The 18,674-nt window shown below is 67.8% G+C and carries 16 protein-coding genes and 1 tRNA gene; 4 read left to right on the forward strand and 13 right to left on the reverse strand.

Features of this window, described 5'->3' with window-relative positions; all coding sequences use genetic code 11:
• Positions 1-265: 265 nt before the first annotated feature.
• The 13 genes from dctD to FBY21_RS21810 all read right to left on the reverse strand — a co-directional run bounded on the left by dctD (position 266) and on the right by FBY21_RS21810 (position 12,265).
• Positions 266-1,642 carry a two-component system response regulator DctD gene (gene dctD / locus FBY21_RS21750; RefSeq protein ID WP_044405351.1) on the reverse strand — a complete coding sequence of 459 codons (1,377 nt, stop codon included), beginning with the start codon at positions 1,640-1,642 and terminating at the stop codon, positions 266-268.
• Entirely contained in the window at positions 1,639-3,453 is a 1,815-nt protein-coding gene (locus FBY21_RS21755) for an ATP-binding protein (protein WP_142013603.1), read from the reverse strand. The genes dctD and FBY21_RS21755 overlap by 4 nt, the downstream gene beginning before the upstream one ends.
• 47 nt (positions 3,454-3,500) lie before the next feature.
• A complete protein-coding gene (gene rfbD / locus FBY21_RS21760) occupies positions 3,501-4,367 on the reverse strand; it encodes a dTDP-4-dehydrorhamnose reductase (RefSeq protein WP_142013605.1) in 867 nt (288 codons plus the stop codon).
• Complete coding sequence (gene rfbC, locus FBY21_RS21765; protein WP_142013608.1) at positions 4,364-4,909, reverse strand: dTDP-4-dehydrorhamnose 3,5-epimerase; 546 nt, start codon at positions 4,907-4,909, stop codon at positions 4,364-4,366. Before rfbC ends, rfbD begins: the two co-directional genes overlap by 4 nt.
• Positions 4,906-5,778, reverse strand: coding sequence for a glucose-1-phosphate thymidylyltransferase RfbA (gene rfbA, locus FBY21_RS21770; protein WP_142013610.1), 873 nt, complete (start codon positions 5,776-5,778; stop codon positions 4,906-4,908). Before rfbA ends, rfbC begins: the two co-directional genes overlap by 4 nt.
• Positions 5,775-6,839 carry a dTDP-glucose 4,6-dehydratase gene (gene rfbB / locus FBY21_RS21775; RefSeq protein WP_142013613.1) on the reverse strand — a complete coding sequence of 355 codons (1,065 nt, stop codon included), beginning with the start codon at positions 6,837-6,839 and terminating at the stop codon, positions 5,775-5,777. The genes rfbA and rfbB overlap by 4 nt, the downstream gene beginning before the upstream one ends.
• Before the next feature lie 157 nt (positions 6,840-6,996).
• A tRNA-Thr gene (locus tag FBY21_RS21780) sits at positions 6,997-7,072 on the reverse strand.
• A gap of 234 nt (positions 7,073-7,306) precedes the next feature.
• Positions 7,307-8,566 (reverse strand): methyltransferase, encoded by a 1,260-nt coding sequence (locus tag FBY21_RS21785; protein ID WP_142013615.1) that lies wholly within the window; start codon positions 8,564-8,566, stop codon positions 7,307-7,309.
• 70 nt (positions 8,567-8,636) lie between these two features.
• Positions 8,637-9,326: an ABC transporter permease gene (locus tag FBY21_RS21790; RefSeq protein WP_074973882.1), complete on the reverse strand. Its 690-nt coding sequence runs from the start codon at positions 9,324-9,326 to the stop codon at positions 8,637-8,639.
• Positions 9,323-10,018: an ABC transporter permease gene (locus FBY21_RS21795; RefSeq protein ID WP_142013618.1), complete on the reverse strand. Its 696-nt coding sequence runs from the start codon at positions 10,016-10,018 to the stop codon at positions 9,323-9,325. Before FBY21_RS21795 ends, FBY21_RS21790 begins: the two co-directional genes overlap by 4 nt.
• A gap of 56 nt (positions 10,019-10,074) precedes the next feature.
• Entirely contained in the window at positions 10,075-10,827 is a 753-nt protein-coding gene (locus FBY21_RS21800; protein WP_044405369.1) for an ABC transporter substrate-binding protein, read from the reverse strand.
• Between the two features lie 18 nt (positions 10,828-10,845).
• Positions 10,846-11,619, reverse strand: coding sequence for an ABC transporter ATP-binding protein (locus FBY21_RS21805; RefSeq protein ID WP_044405371.1), 774 nt, complete (start codon positions 11,617-11,619; stop codon positions 10,846-10,848).
• 238 nt (positions 11,620-11,857) lie between these two features.
• Positions 11,858-12,265, reverse strand: coding sequence for a response regulator (locus FBY21_RS21810; RefSeq protein ID WP_236213520.1), 408 nt, complete (start codon positions 12,263-12,265; stop codon positions 11,858-11,860).
• A 341-nt stretch (positions 12,266-12,606) separates the two neighbouring features.
• Here FBY21_RS21810 and FBY21_RS21815 point away from each other — a divergent pair, with 341 nt between their 5' ends.
• The 4 genes from FBY21_RS21815 to FBY21_RS21830 are packed head-to-tail and all read left to right on the forward strand — an operon-like array spanning position 12,607 to position 18,672.
• Positions 12,607-16,098 (forward strand): response regulator, encoded by a 3,492-nt coding sequence (locus tag FBY21_RS21815; RefSeq protein WP_142013627.1) that lies wholly within the window; start codon positions 12,607-12,609, stop codon positions 16,096-16,098.
• On the forward strand, positions 16,099-16,917 hold the full coding sequence (locus tag FBY21_RS21820) for a CheR family methyltransferase (RefSeq protein WP_044405374.1): 819 nt from the start codon (positions 16,099-16,101) through the stop codon (positions 16,915-16,917).
• Complete coding sequence (locus FBY21_RS21825; RefSeq protein WP_074973876.1) at positions 16,914-17,498, forward strand: chemotaxis protein CheB; 585 nt, start codon at positions 16,914-16,916, stop codon at positions 17,496-17,498. Before FBY21_RS21820 ends, FBY21_RS21825 begins: the two co-directional genes overlap by 4 nt.
• Complete coding sequence (locus FBY21_RS21830; RefSeq protein ID WP_142013629.1) at positions 17,488-18,672, forward strand: hybrid sensor histidine kinase/response regulator; 1,185 nt, start codon at positions 17,488-17,490, stop codon at positions 18,670-18,672. Before FBY21_RS21825 ends, FBY21_RS21830 begins: the two co-directional genes overlap by 11 nt.
• Positions 18,673-18,674 lie beyond the last annotated feature (2 nt).

Here is an 18,674-nt window from a genome sequence, read left to right on the forward strand (position 1 = left end):
AGCCCGGCGGATGGCCGGGCTCTTCACCGGTGACGGCAGGCGTGTGGCCCGGCGCCTGGCTGCAGGGCAGCCGATCGAGGGAGTGACCCGCTGGCGGCTTGTGGCCGTTGCGGGCGGGCGCCGGCCGGTGGCGGGTGCCCAGGCCCGGCGCGTGCCGGGCACGTGCGACTGAGCAAGGGCTGTGCCAGGCCCATTCCATGGCTGAAACCCTTGCCCGGCGTGCCCTGTGGCTGCAGAGCGCGTGTGGCGCTGGGCGGTTTTCCGCCTAGCCTTCGCCGTCGTCGTTCGGATTTCCGCCGATGAAGGCCAGGTTGTGCTTGCGCAGCTTGTCCGAGAGGGTCTTGCGCGGCAGACCGAGGGCTTCCGCCAGGCTGCGCATGGAGCTGTGGGGGTTGGCCAGCTCGGCCTGGATCAGGGCCTTCTCGAAGGCTTCCACCTGTTCGCTGAGGCCGCCTCCGCTGAGGGGCACCTCCGGCGCGCTGTTGTCCAGCGCCAGGTCCAGGCCCAGGGCGAAGCGTTCCGCGGCGTTCTGCAGTTCGCGCACGTTGCCCGGCCAGTTGTGGGCCAGCAGGGTGGCGCGCTGGCCGGCGTCCAGCGGGCGCGGCTGGCCGCCGTGTCGGGCCGAGGCGGCTTCGGCGAAGTGGCGGAACAGCAGGAGGATGTCTTCGCCCCGCTCGCGCAGCGGCGGGATGCGCAGGCTGGCGACGTTGAGGCGGTAGTAGAGGTCGGCGCGGAAGCGGCCCTGGTCGGCGGCCTGGCGCAGGTCTTCCTTGGTGGCGGCGATGATGCGGATGTCCAGCGGGATCAGCTGGTTGGCCCCGAGGCGCTCCACCACCCGCTCCTGCAGCAGGCGCAGCAGCTTGACCTGGACATCGGGGCTCATGCTCTCGATCTCGTCGAGGAACAGCGTGCCACCGTTGGCGTACTCGAACTTGCCGATGCGGCGCTTGGTGGCGCCGGTGAAGGCGCCCTGCTCGTGGCCGAACAGCTCGCTTTCCACCACCGATTCGGCCAGGGCGCCGGCGTTGATGGCGACGAAGGGGCCGTCGCGCCGGCTCGACAGGTCGTGCAGGGCGCGGGCGACCACCTCCTTGCCGGCCCCGGTCTCGCCGAGGATCAGCACGTCGGCCTGGGTGGCGGCGAGGGCGCCGACCTGGTCGCGCAGGCGCTGGCTGGCGGCGGACTGGCCGATGATGCGGGCGCTGAGCTGCTGCCGGTCGGAGAGGGCCAGGCGCAGGCTGCGGTTCTCCAGCACCAGGCGGCGCAGGTCGAGGGCGCGGCGCACGCTGTCCAGCAGGTCGTCGCTGGCGAAGGGCTTCTCCAGGAAGTCGTAGGCACCGGCGCGCATGGCCTGCACGGCCAGGGGCACGTCGCCGTGGCCGGTGATCAGCAGCACCGGCAACTGCGGGTCGCGGGCGTGCAGCTGGCGCAGCAACTCCAGGCCGTCGATGCCGGGCATGCGGATGTCGCTGACCACCACGCCGGGCCAGTCGGGATCGAGGGCGTCGGCGACGCCCTTGGCATCCCCCAGGCTGGCGACCTTGAGGCCGGCCAGGTCGAGGGTCTGGCTGAGGGCCTGGCGCAGGTGCGGGTCGTCGTCGATCAGCAGGACCTGGACGGTGGGGTCGAGGGGTACGGTCATGAGGCGATGTCCTCGGGCGACAGGGGGTTGGCGCCGGGTACGGCGGTGCGCAGGCGCAGGATCAGCAGGGCACCCCCTTCGGGGTGGTTGTCGAACAGCAGTTCGCCACCCAGGGCGCGCATGAGGCTGTCGCAGATGGCCAGGCCGAGCCCCAGGCCCTGGGCGCTGGTCTTGGTGGTGAAGAAGGGTTCACGGGCCCGTTGCAGGGCCTCGGCGCTGAAGCCGGGGCCGTTGTCCCGCAGGTGCAGTTCGACGATGCCGGGTTCGGGGGCGGCGGTGCTGATCCAGATGCGCCGTGGCTGGGGCTTTTCGCCCAGGGCGTCTAGGGCGTTGGCCAGGAGGTTGCCCAGCACCTGGCGCAGGCGGGTTTCGCCGGCCTGTACCCAGAGCTGGGCCTCGGGCAGGTCGCGGACCAGTTCCACGTCCATGGCGCGGCGGCGCTTGGCCAGCAGGGCGAGGGCGTCGTCCACCGCCGGCTGCAGGGCGACGCTCTCGGGGGCGTGGCGGTCGCGCCGGGCAAAGGCGCGCAGGTGGGCGATGATCGAGGCCATGCGCCCGGTCAGTTCGCTGATCAGGTTGAGGTTGGCGCGGGCGTCGTCGTGGCGCTGGTGGTCGAGCAGCACCACGGCGTTGTCGGCGTAGCTGCGGATGGCCGCCAGGGGCTGGTTGAGCTCGTGGCTGATGCTGGCGGACATGGTGCCGAGGGCGGAGAGCTTGCCGGACTGCACCAGTTCGTCCTGGGCGCGCACCAGTTCCTGCTGGGCCTGCTCGCGTTCGAGCACTTCGTCCTTGAGGCGGTTGTTCAGGGCCTCCAGGTCGCGGGTGCGCTCCTGCACGCGGGCTTCCAGCTCCTGGCGGGCGCGGGCGTCGAGGGCGATGCGGTCGAGGTAGTGCCGGCGGCGCTGCATCATCAGGCCGATGAGCAGCAGCAGGGCGAGCAGGGTGGCGGCGACGATGGCGTCGGTGGTGCGCACCTGGCGGTCGATCAGCAGGCGCGGGGCGAGGATGCTGACGGTCCAGCCGGTTTCCTGCAGTTCGCGGCTCTGGGTGATCCAGTCCTGGCTGCGCAGGCGCAGGGGCTCTGGCACCTGGGTCGGGTAGGGCTGGTTGGCGGCGATGGCGGCGCGCTCGGCGGCGTCCAGCTCGCGGGTGGCGTGGAAGCGCCACTGGGGGCGGGAGGTGATGATGGCGACGCCGTTGCCGTCGGTGACCATCAGTTGCTCGGGTGTGTTGCCCCAGAGGGTTTCGGCGTCGTCCAGGTCGACCTTGACCACCAGGATGCCGATCACCCGGCCCTGCTCCTGCACCGGGCTGGCGTAGAAGTAGCCGCGCTTGCCGGAGGTGGTGCCCAGGCCGAAGAAGCGCCCCTGGCGGCCCTGCAGGGCTTCGCGGAAGTAGGGGCGGAAGGAGAAGTCGCGGCCGACGAAGCTGTCGGCCTTGTCCCAGTTGGAGGAGCTGAGGGTGCGGCCTTCTGGGTTCATCAGGTAGATGACGTCGGCCCCGGTTTCCTCGCGCACCTCACTCAGCAGGCGATTGGCGGCGTCCAGGCGGGCCTTGTCCTGGGGGGCGGCCAATTGTTCGCGCAGGGCCGGGAGGTCGGCGAGGATCGGCGGCAGCACCTCGAAGCGGCGCAGGGTGCCCAGCAGGTTGGCGACATAGAGGTCGAGGGTCTGCCGGTTCTGCTCGGCCAGGGTGCGGTTGTAGTAGCGGTCGGCCAGGTGGTGCGCGGGCCAGAGCAGGGGCGCGAGCACCAGCGCCAGCAGCACGAGGCTGCGCCAGCGGGGTCGGTAGGGGAGGGTGTTCGCGGTCATGGTGTCAGGATGCGCCCGGGGTGGGGCGCATTATGACACCGGCGGGCTCAGCGAGGGTGGCGCAGGCACGCCTCCAGCCCCTGGCGCCAGTCGGGCAGGGCGACGTCCCAGTCGCGCCGCAGCTTGCTGCCGTCCAGCCGCGAGTTGAGCGGCCGTTGGGCGGGCGTCGGGTAGGCGCTGCTGGGGATGGGCTCCAGGCGGGCGCAGGGCTTGCCTTGGGCCTTGAGCGTCTCGGCGATGGCGCTGGCGAAGCCGAACCAGGAGGTCTCGCCGCCGGCCGTGAAGTGGTAGGTGCCCCAGGCCTGGCGGCCTTGTTGCCAGCGCTGGATCAGGGCGGCGGTGGCGATGGCGATGTCGCCGGCCCAGGTGGGTGCGCCGACCTGGTCGTCCACCACGTTCAGCTGTTCGCGCTCCTGCAGCAGGCGCTGCATGGTGAGCAGGAAGTTGCGCCCGTGCAGGGAGTAGACCCAGCTGGTGCGCAGGATCAGGTGTGCACCGCCCACCGCGCGGATCGCCTCTTCCCCGGCCAGCTTGCTACGGCCGTAGACGCCCAGCGGGTTGGGTTGGTCGTCCTCGGTATAGGGCGCAGTCTTGCGGCCATCAAAGACGTAGTCGGTGGAGTAGTGGATCAGCGGCGCGCCCAGGGCAGCGGCCTCTTCGGCCAGCACGCCGGGGGCAGTGGCATTGAGGGCGAAGGCGGCCTCGGGCTCGCTCTCGGCCTGGTCCACGGCGGTGTGGGCGGCGGCGTTGATGATCAGGTCCGGGCGCTCGGCGCGGACCCGCTGGCGGATGGCCTCGCTGTCGGCAAGATCGAGACGGTCGCGGCCCAGGATCAGCAGTTCGCCCTGGCCGGCGAGGGCCAGCGCCAGTTCACGGGAGACCTGGCCGCTGTGGCCGGTGACGAGGATCTTCACGGGAACACCTCGGCGTCTTCCAGGCGCACGCCGGCCTGGTCCTTGGCGGAGAGCTGGGGGGCTTCGCCCAGTTGCCAGTCGATGGCGAGCGTCGGGTCGTCCCAGCGGATGCAGCGTTCATGGGCCGGGGCGTAGTAGTCGGTGGTCTTGTAGAGGAACTCGGCGAACTCGCTGAGCACCACGAAGCCGTGGGCGAAACCTTCCGGAACCCAGAGCTGGCGCTTGTTCTCGGCGGACAGGTGAACGCCGACCCAGCGACCGAAGGTGGGCGAGCTGCGGCGGATGTCGACGGCGACGTCGAGCACCTCACCAGCGGTGACGCGCACCAACTTGCCCTGGGGTTGCTGCAGCTGATAGTGCAGGCCGCGCAGCACGCCCCTTTGCGAGCGGGAGTGGTTGTCCTGGACGAAGTCCCGCTTGAGGCCGGTGGCCTCTTCGAAGGTGCGGGCGTTGAAACTCTCCATGAAGAAGCCGCGCTCGTCGCCGAAGACGCGGGGTTCGAGGATCAGTACGTCCGGCAGGTCGGTCTTGATGACGTTCATGCCTGTTCTCCCGCCAGCTTGAAGAGGTACTGGCCGTAGCCGGTCTTGCCGAAGGCCTTGGCCCGCTCCAGCAGCAGCGTCTTGTCGATCCAGCCGTTCTGGTAGGCGATCTCTTCCAGGCAGGCCACCTTGAGTCCCTGGCGGTGCTCGATGGTCTGTACGTACTGGGCGGCTTCCAGCAGGCTGTCGTGGGTGCCGGTGTCCAGCCAGGCGAAGCCGCGGCCGAGTTTTTCCACCCGCAGATCACCGCGTGCGAGGTAGGCATTGTTGACGTCGGTGATCTCCAGCTCACCACGCGGCGAGGGCTTCACGGCCTTGGCGATCCGGATCACGTCGTTGTCGTAGAAGTACAGCCCGGTAACGGCATAGCTGGACTTGGGCTTGGCGGGCTTCTCCTCGATGGAAAGGGCCTGGCCTTGCGCATCGAACTCGATGACGCCGAAGCGCTCCGGGTCATTGACCCAATAGCCGAAAACGGTCGCGCCCTTGTCACCACTGGCCGCGCGCTTGAGCTTCTCGGTGAAGTGCTGGCCGTGGAAGATGTTGTCGCCGAGGATCAGGCACACCGAGTCGTCACCGATGAAGTCTTCGCCGATCAGGAAGGCCTGGGCCAGGCCATCCGGCGAGGGCTGTTCGGCGTAGTCGAGGCTGACGCCGAAGGCGCTGCCATCGCCCAGCAGGTTGCGGTACTGCGGCAGGTCCTGGGGGGTGGAAATGATCAGGATCTCGCGGATGCCGGCGAGCATCAGCACCGAGAGGGGGTAGTAGATCATCGGCTTGTCGTAGATCGGCAGCAGCTGCTTGGACACGCCGAGGGTGATGGGGTGCAGGCGGGTGCCGGAGCCCCCCGCGAGGATGATGCCTTTCATGCGTGGGCTCCCAGCCGTTCGCGTTGATAGCTGCCGTCCTGTACGTGGCGGCACCATTCCAGATTGTCGAGGTACCACTGCACGGTCTTGCGCAGGCCGCTGTGGAAGGTCTCCTGGGGTTTCCAGCCCAGTTCCCGCTCGATCTTGCCGGCGTCGATGGCGTAGCGCAGGTCGTGGCCCGGGCGGTCCTTGACGTGGGTGATCAGGTCCTCGAAACGGGCGATGCCGGCGGGCTTGGCCGGGGCCAGCTCTTCCAGCAGGGTGCAGATGCCGCGCACCACCTCGATGTTCTTCTGCTCGTTGTGACCGCCGATGTTGTAGGTCTCGCCCACCTGGCCACGGGTCACCACCTCCACCAGGGCGCGGGCGTGATCCTCGACGAACAGCCAGTCGCGCACTTGCAGACCATCGCCGTAGACCGGCAGCGGCTTGCCTTCGAGGGCGTTGAGGATCATCAGCGGAATCAGCTTCTCGGGGAAGTGATAGGGGCCGTAGTTGTTCGAGCAGTTGGTGAGCAGCACCGGCAGGCCATAGGTGCGGTGCCAGGCACGGACCAGGTGGTCGGACGCGGCCTTGCTCGCGGAGTAGGGCGAGCTGGGGGCGTAGGGCGTGGTCTCGGTGAACAGGTCGTCCACACCATGCAGGTCGCCATACACCTCGTCGGTGGAAATGTGGTGGAAGCGGAAGGCTGCCTTGCGCTCGGCGTCCAGGGACGACCAGTAGGCGCGGGTGCTTTCCAGCAGGGCATAGGTGCCGACGATGTTGGTCTGGATGAAGGCCGCCGGGCCATCGATGGAGCGGTCCACATGGGACTCGGCGGCCAGGTGCATGATGGCGTCCGGTTGGAACTGGGCCAGTGCACGGCTTACTGCTTCGCTGTCGGCGATATCGGCCTTGAGGAAGCGGTAACGGGGATGGCCTTCGATGCTGGCCAGCGATTCCAGGTTGCCGGCGTAGGTCAGCTTGTCGAGGTTGAGGACCTCATGGTCCGTCTCGTTCAGCAGGTGTCGGACGAGGGCCGAACCGATGAAACCGGCTCCGCCGGTGATAAGGATGCGCATGTTGTGGACCTGTTGTGACGTGGGGTATGAGCCGCGAACGGCCTATGGTCGTGGATTGTGCAGGGCCTTCCAAGTCCTTTGGTGGGCGAAGCCGGATGTCCGGGGAAGTGCGCTGGCCGGATAGCAAAAAGCCCCGCAATAGCGGGGCTTTAAAAGATGGTGCCGGCACCAGGAATCGAACCCGGGACCTACTGATTACAAGTCAGTTGCTCTACCTGCTGAGCTATACCGGCGAGGGGCGCCATTATAGCGATTGGCTGGGCCGAGTAAACCTCCCTCGGAGGGAGGGCGTGATGTCGGCCGATGCTTATGCACAAAAGGCATGAAGCTGGGACGATCGTGCAGCAAGCCTGTGACGCTGTTCATGGAAATGCCGCAAGTGGCTGTTTCACAGGCGCTTTGCCGACCTGGCCAGAAAATGACCGACTCGACCAACGTGGCGGCTTGAAGGCGTTCCGGGGTGTTGCTCAGAAAGCATCAACAGAGTTATCCACAGGTTCTGTGGGCAACTTTTCGCGTTCGGCCAAGAGCATCAGATTGCGCGGCGTCAGGTGGTGGGCGCAGAAGGGACCGGCCTTGACCCGGTAGCCCTGCTCCTCCAGGTACAGCGCCCGATCCAGCAGCAGCCAGCATTCCAGGGGACGCCGGTAGAGGGCCCGCAGCAGCTCCAGGTTGCGTACCTGGGCCAGGCGTTGCCAGCCGAGGGCTTCCAGCGCTGCCCAATCCGGTTCGGTGGTGATGGTGAGCACGCGAAGGGCTGCCAGGTCATGGCAGTACCGGTCGAACGGCTTGTCCAGCCAGGCGACCGGCAAGGAGGGCGTGGTCAGGTAGGTGTCGCTGCCGCGCAGTTGCCGCTGCAGGTGGTCGAAGGCCAGGCGGCGGGCCATGGAGCGGTCGCGCTGGCGACGGACGCGCGCGCCTGCGGTGACGGTCTCGCTCTGCACCAAGCGCAGGTCACGGCGGCCCAGGTGGAGTGTGCTGGCCTGCGCGGCGGCGGAGAGTGGGGTGTAGGCCTCGTTGGCGATGCGGTTGTAGCAGCAGGGGGCAATGGCGAGCTGTTGGCAGCCGGCCTGGCTGGCCAGCTGCATGAGGCGCACGTGCAGGTCGCCGCAGGCATGCAGGGCGACGGTGGTGTGTTCCGGGGCCAGGCAATGGCCCGTGTCGGGTGCCAGCACGTCCTGCTGGCGGTGGAGGGCCTTGATCGGTACGCGATCACTCAGGCGTTGCCCGTCCTCCACCAGCTGTGGGTCCAGTTCCAGGGCTGTGAGCTCGCCGTGGCGCCAGGCCAGAGCGCGGCCGAGGTGGCCCTTGCCGGCGCACCAGTCCAGCCAGTGCCGGGGTTGGCTCTGGAAGGCGAGGTGATCGGCGAAGGCGCGGATCTGCTGCCACTTGCGCCCGGGTACATCCAGCTCCAGTTTGGCCGGCCATTCGCCGTTGCCCAGGCTGTCCAGCGGCGGCAGTGTGGTCAGGGCGCGGGCTGTGGCGGCCAGTTCGGCGAAGGGCGCCGGTGCGTCGGGCAGGACCAGCTCACCATGGGTGGCTTCGGCCTGCTCCAGTGTCCGGCTGCGCAGCCAGGCCGCGAGTTCGGGAAGCTCGGATTCCCAGAGCAGGACAGGCTCGGTGAAGGGCTCGGATTGCCAGAAGCGCTGCCCGTCGACGAGGAAACGGTCGAGCGCCTGGAAGCGTTCCAGCAGTTCGGCGCCCTGGAGCGGAGCGGGATGAGGCATCTGGGAGGACGTGGGGTGATGTCGGGGAGCCGGAGTATACGCCGCTCCCGGGTGGGAGCGGCGCTCAGGGTCAGCGGCCCTGGCAGGCGTCGACCCGCAGCCATTTCTCCAACAGGCGGAAGGCGCGGACCAGTACGAAAGCGATCACCAGGTAGAAGACCCCGGCGGCGAAGAAGATCTCCACCGGCAGGTAGGTGCGGGCGATGATGGTGCGTGCCATGCCGGTCAGCTCCAGCAGGGTCACCGTGCTCGCCAGGGCACTGGCCTTGAGCATCAGGATCACTTCGTTGCTGTAGGCCGGCAGGCCGATGCGCGCCGCGCGCGGCAGGATGATGTGCACCAGCGTCTTGGCCTGGGACATGCCCAGTGCCCGTGCCGCCTCGATCTCGCCCGGCGGGATGGCCTGGATGGCCCCGCGGATGATCTCGGCGATGTAGGCGGCGGTGTGCAGGGTCATGGTGATGACCGCACACCAGAACGGGCTGCGCAGGTACGGCCACAGGTCGCTGTGGCGCACCGCCTCGAACTGGGCCAGGCCGTAGTAGATCAGGAACAGCTGGACCAGCAGCGGCGTGCCGCGGAAGAAGAAGATGTAGCCGTAGGGCAGGGCACGCACGTACCAGTGGCGGGAGGCGCGGGCGATGCCCATGGGCAGCGCCAGGATAAGCCCGGCGACCACGGCGATGGCCACCAGCTCCAGGGTCAGCAGCGCCCCGTCGAACAGGCGCGGCAGGTACTTGATGATCACGTCCCAGTTCATGCCGCGCTCCTCTTGAAGCCGCGTCCGGCGCGTTTTTCCAGCCAGTGCATGCCGATCATGGCGAGGACGGTCAGGCCCAGGTAGATGAAGGCCGCCACCAGGTAGAAGGTGAAGGGCTCCTTGCTGGCGGTCACGGCGATCTGCGAGCGGCGCATGATTTCCTCGAGGCCGATCACCGAGACCAGCGCGGTGTCCTTCATCAGGATCATGAACAGGTTGCCCAGGCCCGGCAGGGCGATGCGCCACATCTGCGGCAGGATCAGGCGCCAGAGGATGCGCCCGTTGGACAGGCCCAGTGCCAGGCCGGCCTCACGGTGCCCCTTGGGGATCGCCAGGATGGCGCCGCGGAACACCTCGGTGGCGTAGGCGCCGAAGCACAGGCCGAGGGCGATGGTACCGGCGGCGAAGGCCGACAGCTCCAGACCGGGCACGCCGATCGTCTCGCCGATAGCGCGCATGAGGTTCACGGTGCCGAAGTAGATCAGCAGCACCCAGAGCAGCTCGGGCACCCCGCGCACCAGGGTGGAGTAGGTCCCGCCAAGCCACTGCAGCGGCTTCTTGGGGGAAGTCTTGGCCAGCGCACCGAGCAGACCCAGCACCAGACCGAGCGACAGCGCGCAGAGCGCCAGCTTGATGGTCATGAGGGTGCCGGCCGCCAGGGCGGGGCCGAATCCGTAGAGGTCGAGGTTCATCTGCAAGGCTACTGCTGGGGACCGGCGCCGCGTGGGCGGCGCCGGTCAGGCGGGCATCAATAGATGCTGAAAGGGAAGTACTTGTCGTTGATCTTCTTGTAGGTGCCGTCCGCGACGATTTCCTTCAGGGCCGCGTTCAGCTTCTCGCGCAGGGGGTCGCCCTTGCGCACGGCGATGGCGATCTTGTCGTTGTCGAACACCGGCTCGCCCTTGAATTCGAAGCCCTTGCCGGCATCACTCTTGAGCCATTCCCAGTTCACGAACTTGTCGGCCAGCACGCCGTCGACGCGCCCGGAGGCCAGGTCGAGGTAGGCGTTTTCCTGGGTGTCGTAGAGCTTGATGTCGACGATGTCCGCCATGTTGTCTTCCAGCCAGGTGCCGGCGATGGTGGCGCGCTGGGCACCGATGACCTTGCCTTTCAGGCTGGCCTTGTCGGTCTTGAAGTCAGCGTCCTTGGCGGCGATGAACTGGAGCTTGTTGGTGTAGTAGGCGTCGGTGAAGTCGACGGCTTGCTTGCGTTCCTCGGTGATGGACATCGAGGCGGCGAGGAAGTCGAACTTCTTGGCGTTCAGGGCCGGGATGATGCCGTCCCAGTCGGAGGTGACCACGTCGCACTCCACCTTCATCTTGGCGCACAGGGCCTGGGCGACCTCGACGTCGAAGCCACCGACCTTGCCGCTGGCATCGATCAGGTTGAAGGGCGGGTAGGCGCCTTCGGTGCCGATCTTCAGCTTGTCGGCGGCCACGGCGTGGGTGCCGAAGGCCAGGGTGGCGGCAGCGGCCAGCAGGATCTTCTTGTAGTTCTTCATGCGTACTTGCTCCGTGTTTTAGCGATTGCTGGACATGAATTGTTTGCAACGCGCCGAGGTCGGGTTTTCGAACACCTGCTGCGGCGGACCCTGTTCCTCCACCAGGCCCTGGTGGAGGAAGACCACCTCGGTGGACACCTGGCGGGCGAAGTTCATCTCGTGGGTCACCAGCAGCATGGTCCGGCCCTCTTCGGCGAGTGCGCGGATCACGTTAAGCACTTCTTGTACCATCTCGGGGTCGAGGGCCGAGGTGGGCTCGTCGAACAGGATCACTTTAGGCTGCATCGCCAGCGTCCGCGCGATGGCCGCGCGCTGCTGCTGGCCGCCGGAGAGCTGGGCGGGGTAGGCGTGGCGCTTGTCGGCGATGCCGACCTTGGCCAACAACGCCTCGGCCACCTCGGTGGCTTCGGCCTTGCTCTGGCCGAGCACGCGGCGCGGCGCCTCGATGATGTTGTCGAGGACCGTCATGTGCGGCCAGAGGTTGAAGTTCTGGAAGACGAAGCCGATCTCGCTGCGCAGGCGATTGATCTGGCGGTTGTCGGCGGCCACCAGTTCGCCGGAGCGGGCGGCCTTCAGCTTGAGTTCCTCGCCGGCCACGATGATCTGGCCCTTGTGCGGGTTCTCCAGCAGGTTGATGCAGCGCAGGAAGGTGGACTTGCCGGAACCGGAGGAACCGAGGATGGAAATGACGTCACCGTCGCGGGCGGTCAGGGAAATGCCCTTCAGCACCTCCAGTTCGCCGTAGCGTTTATGCAGGTCGCGGATTTCTAGCGCGGGCGTGGCCTCGGCCATGGGGGTTCCTCTTATTGTTCGGATGCGCTCCGGCTGCGATCGGCCTTCCTGGCGAGGGGGCAACCTAGCATAGGCCCCAGGGGGCGCCAAGGGCGCTTCCGGGGCGTGACCGGGCGGTTTCGCTGGCTTGTCGCATCATTGCAGGCGATTGTCGCGCGGACGCAAGAAGGCCTGGAAAAGCGGGTGCGGCGCACCCTACGCGCAAACGCCTGGCAATTCCAGTGCCAGGCCGTCGCGGTCAGCGGGCGAGGAGGGCGCTGACCTTGCCGCGCAGTTCCTCGATGCCGAAGGGCTTGGCGATCACGTCCTGGAGGGCGGCGCGGGCGGGGTCGGGGCGGATCGATTCGGCGTAGCCGGTGGCGAACAGCACGCGCAATGACGGGTGCAGGGTGCAGGCCCGCGTCGCCAGTTCCTGGCCGTTCATCCCGGGCAGGCCGACATCGGTGAGCAGCAGGTCCACCGACTCGTGCTCCAGCAGCGCCAGGGCCTGGGTTGCGTCGCCGGCTTCCAGCGCCTCGTAGCCGAGTTCTTCCAGCACTTCCACGGTGAGCATGCGGACCACCTCGGCATCCTCCACCACCAGCACGCGCCCCAGGGGCGGGGTGCCCTGCCCGAGGGCATCGGCGTGACGTTCTTCTATGGGCAAGGAAACCTCCGACGGGTTCATGGCGGGCGCTTGCCGGCGCCGGGCTGGGCGATATAGCACGGTTGGCGCCGAGGCGCCCCCGTGTCCGCGCCGCATCGGTGCGCGGGGCACCCGGACAGTGCGTGACCGGGTACGGCAGTTTAGAAGAACACGGGCAGAAAAAATTCCCACAATTTATGTGAACCTTTCCCACGCTTAAGGTGCTCCAAGCGAAGCGATAATGCGGAACCCCATCGTCGCCCAGGATTCGATTGGTTAATGCAAACACTCGCATTACCATGCCGGACCCGCAGTTTTACCCTTCATATCGGTGATTTTCGGCGCTAAGCCAGGGAAGCCAGATGACCAATGATCTGACAGACGAGACGCGTTTCCGTCGCATCCTCGCGCGCAACGTTGCGTTGCCGCTGGGGGTGGGCGTCGCCGGGGCCGCCCTGTTCGTGGCCCTGATCTCCTACCTGCTCTATGTCCTCAGCTGGGTCGAGCACACCGACCAGGTGATCAGCAATGCCAACGATGGCCTGCGCCTGTCGGTCGACCAGGAATCCGGCATGCGCGGCTACCTGATCAGCGGCAATGCAGCCTTCCTGCAGCCTTACGAACAGGCGCGGCCGCGGATCAAGGCCGCCATGGAGGGCCTGCGCGAACTGGTGGCGGACAACCCTGCCCAGGTCGAGCGGGTGCGCGCCATCGAAGCCCTGCAGGGTGAGTGGGACCGCTTCGCCACCCAGATGATCAGCCGCAAGCAGAACGGCGAGAACGTCTCCGACACCGTCAGCGAAGGCCGTGGCAAGCAACTGGTGGACGCCATCCGCGAGCAATACCGCACCTTCATCAACATGGAGCGGCAGCTGCGCCACGAGCGCAACGAAAAGGCCAACTCCACCGCCATCTTCACCATCAGCCTCTACCTGCTGTTCAGCCTGACCTTCGCGGGGGCGCTGGCGTACTTCGGGCGCCGTGAGCTGGTGGCGCTGTCCAGCACCTACGGCGAGTCCCTTGCCCAGCAGCGTGCCCACAGCGAGCACCTCACCCAGCAGCGCTGGCTGGGGGACGGCCAGGCGGCCCTGTCGGAGCGCCTGCTCGGCCAGCAATCGCTGCCGGTGATCGGGCGTAACGCCCTGGAATTCCTTGCCGCCTACCTGGGCATGGCCGTGGGCGCCCTGTACCTGCGGGAAGAGGGCGGCACCCTGCGGCGCGTCGCCAGCTACGGCCTGGAGCGCGACGACCAGGCGCCCGACCAGATCCTGCCGGGCGAAAGCCTTGTGGGGCAGGCGGCCCAGGAGAACCGCGTGATGGCTCTGGACGACCTGCCCGCCGGCTACCTCAAGGTCGCCACCAGCCTCGGCCAGACCGACGCCGAAGGCGTGCTGCTGGTGCCCACCCACAGCGACGGCGTGGTCAACGGCGTGCTGGAGCTGGGCTTCCTGCGGCGCCTCTCCGCCCGCGACCAGGCGCTGATGCCGCTGATCGCCGGCAACCTCGGCACCGCCATGGACGCATCCCGCTACCGCCAGCGCCTGCAGGAAGTGCTGGGCGAGACCCAGCAGCTCAACGAAGAGCTGCAGGTGCAGCAGGAAGAGCTGAAGACCGCCAACGAGGAACTGGAAGAACAGTCCCGCGTGCTGCGCGAGTCCCAGGCCAGCCTGGAGGCCCAGCAGGCCGAACTGGAGCAGACCAACGAGCGCCTGGCCGAACAGGCCCAGGAGATGGCCGCCCAGCGCGATGACCTGGACGACAAGAACACCGCCCTGCAGCAGGCCCGCCTGGAGCTGGAGGCCCGTGCCGAGGAGCTGCAGCGCGCCAGCCGCTACAAGTCCGAGTTCCTCGCCAACATGTCCCACGAGCTGCGCACTCCGCTGAACAGCTCGCTGATCCTCGCCCGCCTGCTGGCCGACAACCCCGAGGGCAACCTCAACGACGAGCAGGTCAAGTTCGCCGAGTCCATCTATTCCGCCGGCAACGACCTGCTCAACCTGATCAACGACATCCTCGACATCTCCAAGGTCGAGGCCGGCAAGCTCGACCTGCGCGCCGAGAACGCCCCGGTGCGGCGCCTGGTGGAGGGCCTGCGCGAGCTGTTCACCCCGCTGGCCGAGCAGAAGGCCCTGGCCTTCAGCGTCGAGGTGGCTGACGACGTGCCCGACCAGCTCTGCACCGACCGGCAACGGGTGGAGCAGATCATCAAGAACCTGCTGTCCAACGCCATCAAGTTCACCGACCAGGGCGCCGTGTCCCTGCGGGTCGAGCGGGTTCCGGAGGGCATCGCCTTCGCCGTGCGCGACAGCGGCATCGGCATCCGCGCCGACCAGCTGGACCTGATCTTCGAGGCCTTCCGCCAGGCCGACGGCACCACCAACCGCCGCTACGGCGGCACCGGCCTCGGCCTGTCCATCTCCCGCGACCTGGCGCAGCTGCTTGGCGGCAGCATCCAGGCCAGCAGCGAGCCGGGCCGGGGCAGCCTGTTCACCCTGGTGCTGCCGGAACACTGGGCGCCGGCCGAGGAGCCGCCGGCGCCCTTGCCCGCGCCCAAGCCCAGTGCGCCGACTCCGCCGCCCGCCCGCCCGGCCGTGGCGGCGACCCTGGCACCGGCCACCCACGCGCCGATCCCCACCTTCCCCGACGACCGTGACCAGGCCCCGTCGGATGAGCGCTGTGTACTGGTGATCGAGGACGAGCCCAAGTTCGCCCAGATCCTCTACGACCTGGCCCACGAGCTGGGTTACCGCTGCCTGGTGGCCCATGGCGCCGATGAAGGCTTCCACCTCGCCGAGCGCCATGCACCGGACGCCATCCTGCTGGACATGCGCCTGCCCGACGAGCCGGGCCTCTCGGTGCTGCAGCGCCTCAAGGACACGCCCCGCACCCGCCACATTCCCGTGCACGTCATCTCGGTGGAGGACCTCAGCGAGGCCGCGTTGCACCTGGGCGCGGTGGGCTACGCGGTCAAGCCCACCACCCGCGAGCAGCTCAAGGACGTGTTCGCCCGCCTCGAAGCCAAGCTCACCCAGAAGGTCAAGCGCGTGCTGCTGGTGGAGGACGACGCCCTGCAGCGCGACAGCATCGCCCGGCTGATCGGCGACGACGACATCCAGATCACCGCCGTCGAGTTCGGCGAGCAGGCCCTGGAGCTGCTGCGCAGCACCCTGTTCGACTGCATGATCATCGACCTCAAGCTGCCCGACATGCAGGGCAACGAGCTGCTGCGGCGCATGGGCAGCGAGGACATCTGCTCCTTCCCGCCGGTGATCGTCTACACCGGGCGCAACCTCTCCCGGGACGAAGAGGCCGAGCTGCTCAAGTATTCCCGCTCCATCATCATCAAGGGTGCGCGCTCGCCGGAGCGCCTGCTGGACGAGGTCACCCTGTTCCTGCACAAGGTCGAGTCGGAACTCTCCAGCGAACGGCAGAAGATGCTCAAGACCGCCCGCAGCCGCGACCGTGTGTTCGAAGAGCGGCGGATCCTGCTGGTGGACGACGACGTGCGCAACATCTTCGCCCTCACCAGCGCCCTGGAACAGAAGGGCGCGCGGGTGGAAATCGCTCGCAACGGACGTGAGGCGCTGGACAAGCTCGAAGCCGTGGACGATATCGATCTGGTGCTGATGGACGTGATGATGCCGGAGATGGATGGCTACGAAGCCACCCGGCGCATCCGCCAGCAGCCGCGCTGGGCCAAGCTGCCGATCATCGCCGTCACCGCCAAGGCGATGAAGGACGACCAGGACCTGTGCATCCGCGCCGGCGCCAACGACTACCTGGCCAAACCCATCGACCTGGATCGCCTGTTCTCGCTGATCCGTGTCTGGCTACCGCGTCTGGAGCGCATCTAGATGGCCGACCGCACCCAGGAAATCGAGCTGCGCCTGCTCATCGAGGCGATCTACCTCAAGTACAGCTACGACTTCCGCGACTACTCGGGCGCTTCCCTCAAGCGCCGGGTGCTCTACGCCCTGCGGCAGTTCGACTGCGCCACCATCTCGGCCCTGCAGGAGCGCATCATCCACGACCCGCAGGCCTTCCACGAGCTGCTGCAGTACCTGACGATCCCGGTCAGCGAGATGTTCCGCGACCCCTCCTACTACCTCGCCCTGCGCCAGGAGGTGGTGCCCATCCTGCGCACCTACCCCTCGCTCAAGGTGTGGATCGCCGGCTGCAGCACCGGCGAGGAAGTGCATTCCATGGCCATCCTGCTGCACGAGGAAGGGCTGCTGGAGCGCACCCTGATCTACGCCACCGACATCAACCCGCGCTCCCTGGAGAAGGCCCGGCGCGGCATCTACGCCCTCGACGACATGCGCAAGTACAGCGAGAACTACCGCCTGGCCGGCGGCCAGGGCTCGCTGTCGGACTACTACACCGCCGCCTACGACGGCGCCCTGTTCGACAAGCTGCTGCGCGAGAACGTGACCTTCGCCGACCACAGCCTGGCCACCGACAGCGTGTTCTCCGAGACCCAGCTGATCTCCTGCCGCAACGTGCTCATCTACTTCAACAAGCAGCTGCAGGACCGCGCACTCGGCCTGTTCCACGAATCGCTCTGCCACCGCGGCTTCCTCGGCCTGGGCAGCAAGGAGAGCCTCGACTTCTCCGCCTATGCCGGCCACTTCGAAGCCCTCAACCGCCCGGAACGGGTGTTCCGCAAGCTATGAACGGGCCCGAGCGCACGGCCGTTGTGGTGGGCGCCTCCGCCGGAGGGGTGGAGGCCCTGCTGCAGGTGTTCGCCGGGCTGCCGGCGGGCTACCCGCTCACCCTGGCCTGCGTGCTGCACCTGCCCGAAGGGCGCGAGAGCCTGCTGGCCGACCTGTTCGCCCGGCGCCTGGCGGTGCGCGTGCGCGAGGCCCGGGACAAGGAGAGCCTGGCCCCCGGCACCCTCTACGTCGCCCCGCCGGGCTATCACCTGTCCATCGAGCGCGACGCCAGCTTCTCCCTCAGCCGCGAGGAGCCGCTGCACTTCTCCCGGCCTTCCATCGACATCCTCTTCGAGTCCGCCGCCGACTGTTACGGTGAGCGCCTGGTGGGGGTGCTGCTGACCGGCGCCAACGAAGACGGTGCCCGCGGGCTGGCCTATATCCAGCAACAGGGCGGCCTCAGCGTCGTGCAGGACCCGCACGACGCCCAGGTGCCGACCATGCCCGAGGCCGCGCTGGCCACCCACCGTCCCGACCACATCCTCCCGTTGCGGGGCATCCGCGACCTCCTGGCACGACTGGACCCATCCCATGCCGAGTAATCCACCAAGCAAGCTGCTGATCGTCGACGACCTGCCGGAGAACCTGCTGGCCCTGGAAGCCCTGATCAAGGAGGAAGGCCGCGAGGTGCACCAGGCCGCCTCCGCCGACGAGGCCCTGGCCCTGCTGCTGGAGCACGAGTTCGCCCTGGCCATCCTCGACGTGCAGATGCCGGGCATGAACGGCTTCGAGCTGGCCGAACTGATGCGCGGCACGGAGAAGACCAAGCACATCCCCATCGTCTTCGTCAGCGCCGCCGGCCGCGAGCTGAACTACGCCTTCAAGGGCTACGAGAGCGGCGCGGTGGACTTCCTCTACAAACCGCTGGACACCCACGCCGTGCGCAGCAAGGTGGCGGTGTTCGTCGAGCTGCACCGCCAGCGCAAGCTGATGGCCCAGCAGCTGGAAGCCCTGGAGGCGGCGCGCCGCGAGCAGGACACCCTGCTGGCCGAACTGCGCGCCACCCAGGCCGAGCTGCAGCGCGCGGTGCAGATGCGCGACGACTTCATGTCCATCGTCTCCCACGAGCTGCGCACCCCGCTCAACGGCCTGATGCTTGACACCCAGCTGCGCCAGAACCATCTGGCCAAGGGCAACGTCGCGGTGTTCACCGAGGCCCGCCTGCGCACCCTGTTCGACCGGGACGAACGGCAGATTCGCAGCCTGGTCCGGCTGATCGAGGACATGCTCGATGTCTCCCGCATCCGCACCGGCAAGCTCTCCATCCGCCCCGAGCCCTGCGAGCTGGGGCAACTGGTGCGCCATGTGGCGGAGAACTTCGCCGCGCAGATGGAGGCTGCCGACTGCGCGCTGGACCTGCAGGTGGAGGACGGCGTGACCGGCGTGTGGGATGCCTTCCGCATCGAGCAGGTGGTCAGCAACCTGTTCAGCAACGCCCTGCGCTATGGCACCGGCAACCCGGTGCAGGTGGTGGTGCGGCGTGACGGCGAATGGGCGCGGGTGGAGGTGCGCGACCAGGGCATCGGCATCTGCGCCGAGGACCAGAAGCGCATCTTCCAGCAGTTCGAACGGGCCGGCGGCGCCGATAAGGTGGCGGGGCTGGGGCTGGGGTTGTTCATTTCCGAGCAGATCATGCTCGCCCACGGCGGCCGCATCGAGCTGTGCAGCACGCTGGGGGTGGGTTCCACCTTCAGCCTGCTGCTGCCGACTGCCTGAGG

Origin of the sequence: Pseudomonas sp. SLBN-26 (assembly GCF_006715895.1) — a bacterium.
Lineage (GTDB): Bacteria > Pseudomonadota > Gammaproteobacteria > Pseudomonadales > Pseudomonadaceae > Metapseudomonas > Metapseudomonas otitidis.

Bases quoted from the DNA above. Each gene is read 5' to 3' on its own strand.
- dctD (WP_044405351.1), bottom strand. From the start codon at position 1,642: ATGACCGTACCCCTCGACCCCACCGTCCAGGTCCTGCTGATCGACGAC.
- FBY21_RS21755 (WP_142013603.1), bottom strand. From the start codon at position 3,453: ATGACCGCGAACACCCTCCCCTACCGACCCCGCTGGCGCAGCCTCGTG.
- rfbC (WP_142013608.1), bottom strand. From the start codon at position 4,909: ATGAACGTCATCAAGACCGACCTGCCGGACGTACTGATCCTCGAACCC.
- rfbA (WP_142013610.1), bottom strand. From the start codon at position 5,778: ATGAAAGGCATCATCCTCGCGGGGGGCTCCGGCACCCGCCTGCACCCC.
- rfbB (WP_142013613.1), bottom strand. From the start codon at position 6,839: ATGCGCATCCTTATCACCGGCGGAGCCGGTTTCATCGGTTCGGCCCTC.
- FBY21_RS21785 (WP_142013615.1), bottom strand. From the start codon at position 8,566: ATGCCTCATCCCGCTCCGCTCCAGGGCGCCGAACTGCTGGAACGCTTC.
- FBY21_RS21790 (WP_074973882.1), bottom strand. From the start codon at position 9,326: ATGAACTGGGACGTGATCATCAAGTACCTGCCGCGCCTGTTCGACGGG.
- FBY21_RS21795 (WP_142013618.1), bottom strand. From the start codon at position 10,018: ATGAACCTCGACCTCTACGGATTCGGCCCCGCCCTGGCGGCCGGCACC.
- FBY21_RS21800 (WP_044405369.1), bottom strand. From the start codon at position 10,827: ATGAAGAACTACAAGAAGATCCTGCTGGCCGCTGCCGCCACCCTGGCC.
- FBY21_RS21805 (WP_044405371.1), bottom strand. From the start codon at position 11,619: ATGGCCGAGGCCACGCCCGCGCTAGAAATCCGCGACCTGCATAAACGC.
- FBY21_RS21815 (WP_142013627.1), top strand. From the start codon at position 12,607: ATGACCAATGATCTGACAGACGAGACGCGTTTCCGTCGCATCCTCGCG.
- FBY21_RS21820 (WP_044405374.1), top strand. From the start codon at position 16,099: ATGGCCGACCGCACCCAGGAAATCGAGCTGCGCCTGCTCATCGAGGCG.
- FBY21_RS21825 (WP_074973876.1), top strand. From the start codon at position 16,914: ATGAACGGGCCCGAGCGCACGGCCGTTGTGGTGGGCGCCTCCGCCGGA.
- FBY21_RS21830 (WP_142013629.1), top strand. From the start codon at position 17,488: ATGCCGAGTAATCCACCAAGCAAGCTGCTGATCGTCGACGACCTGCCG.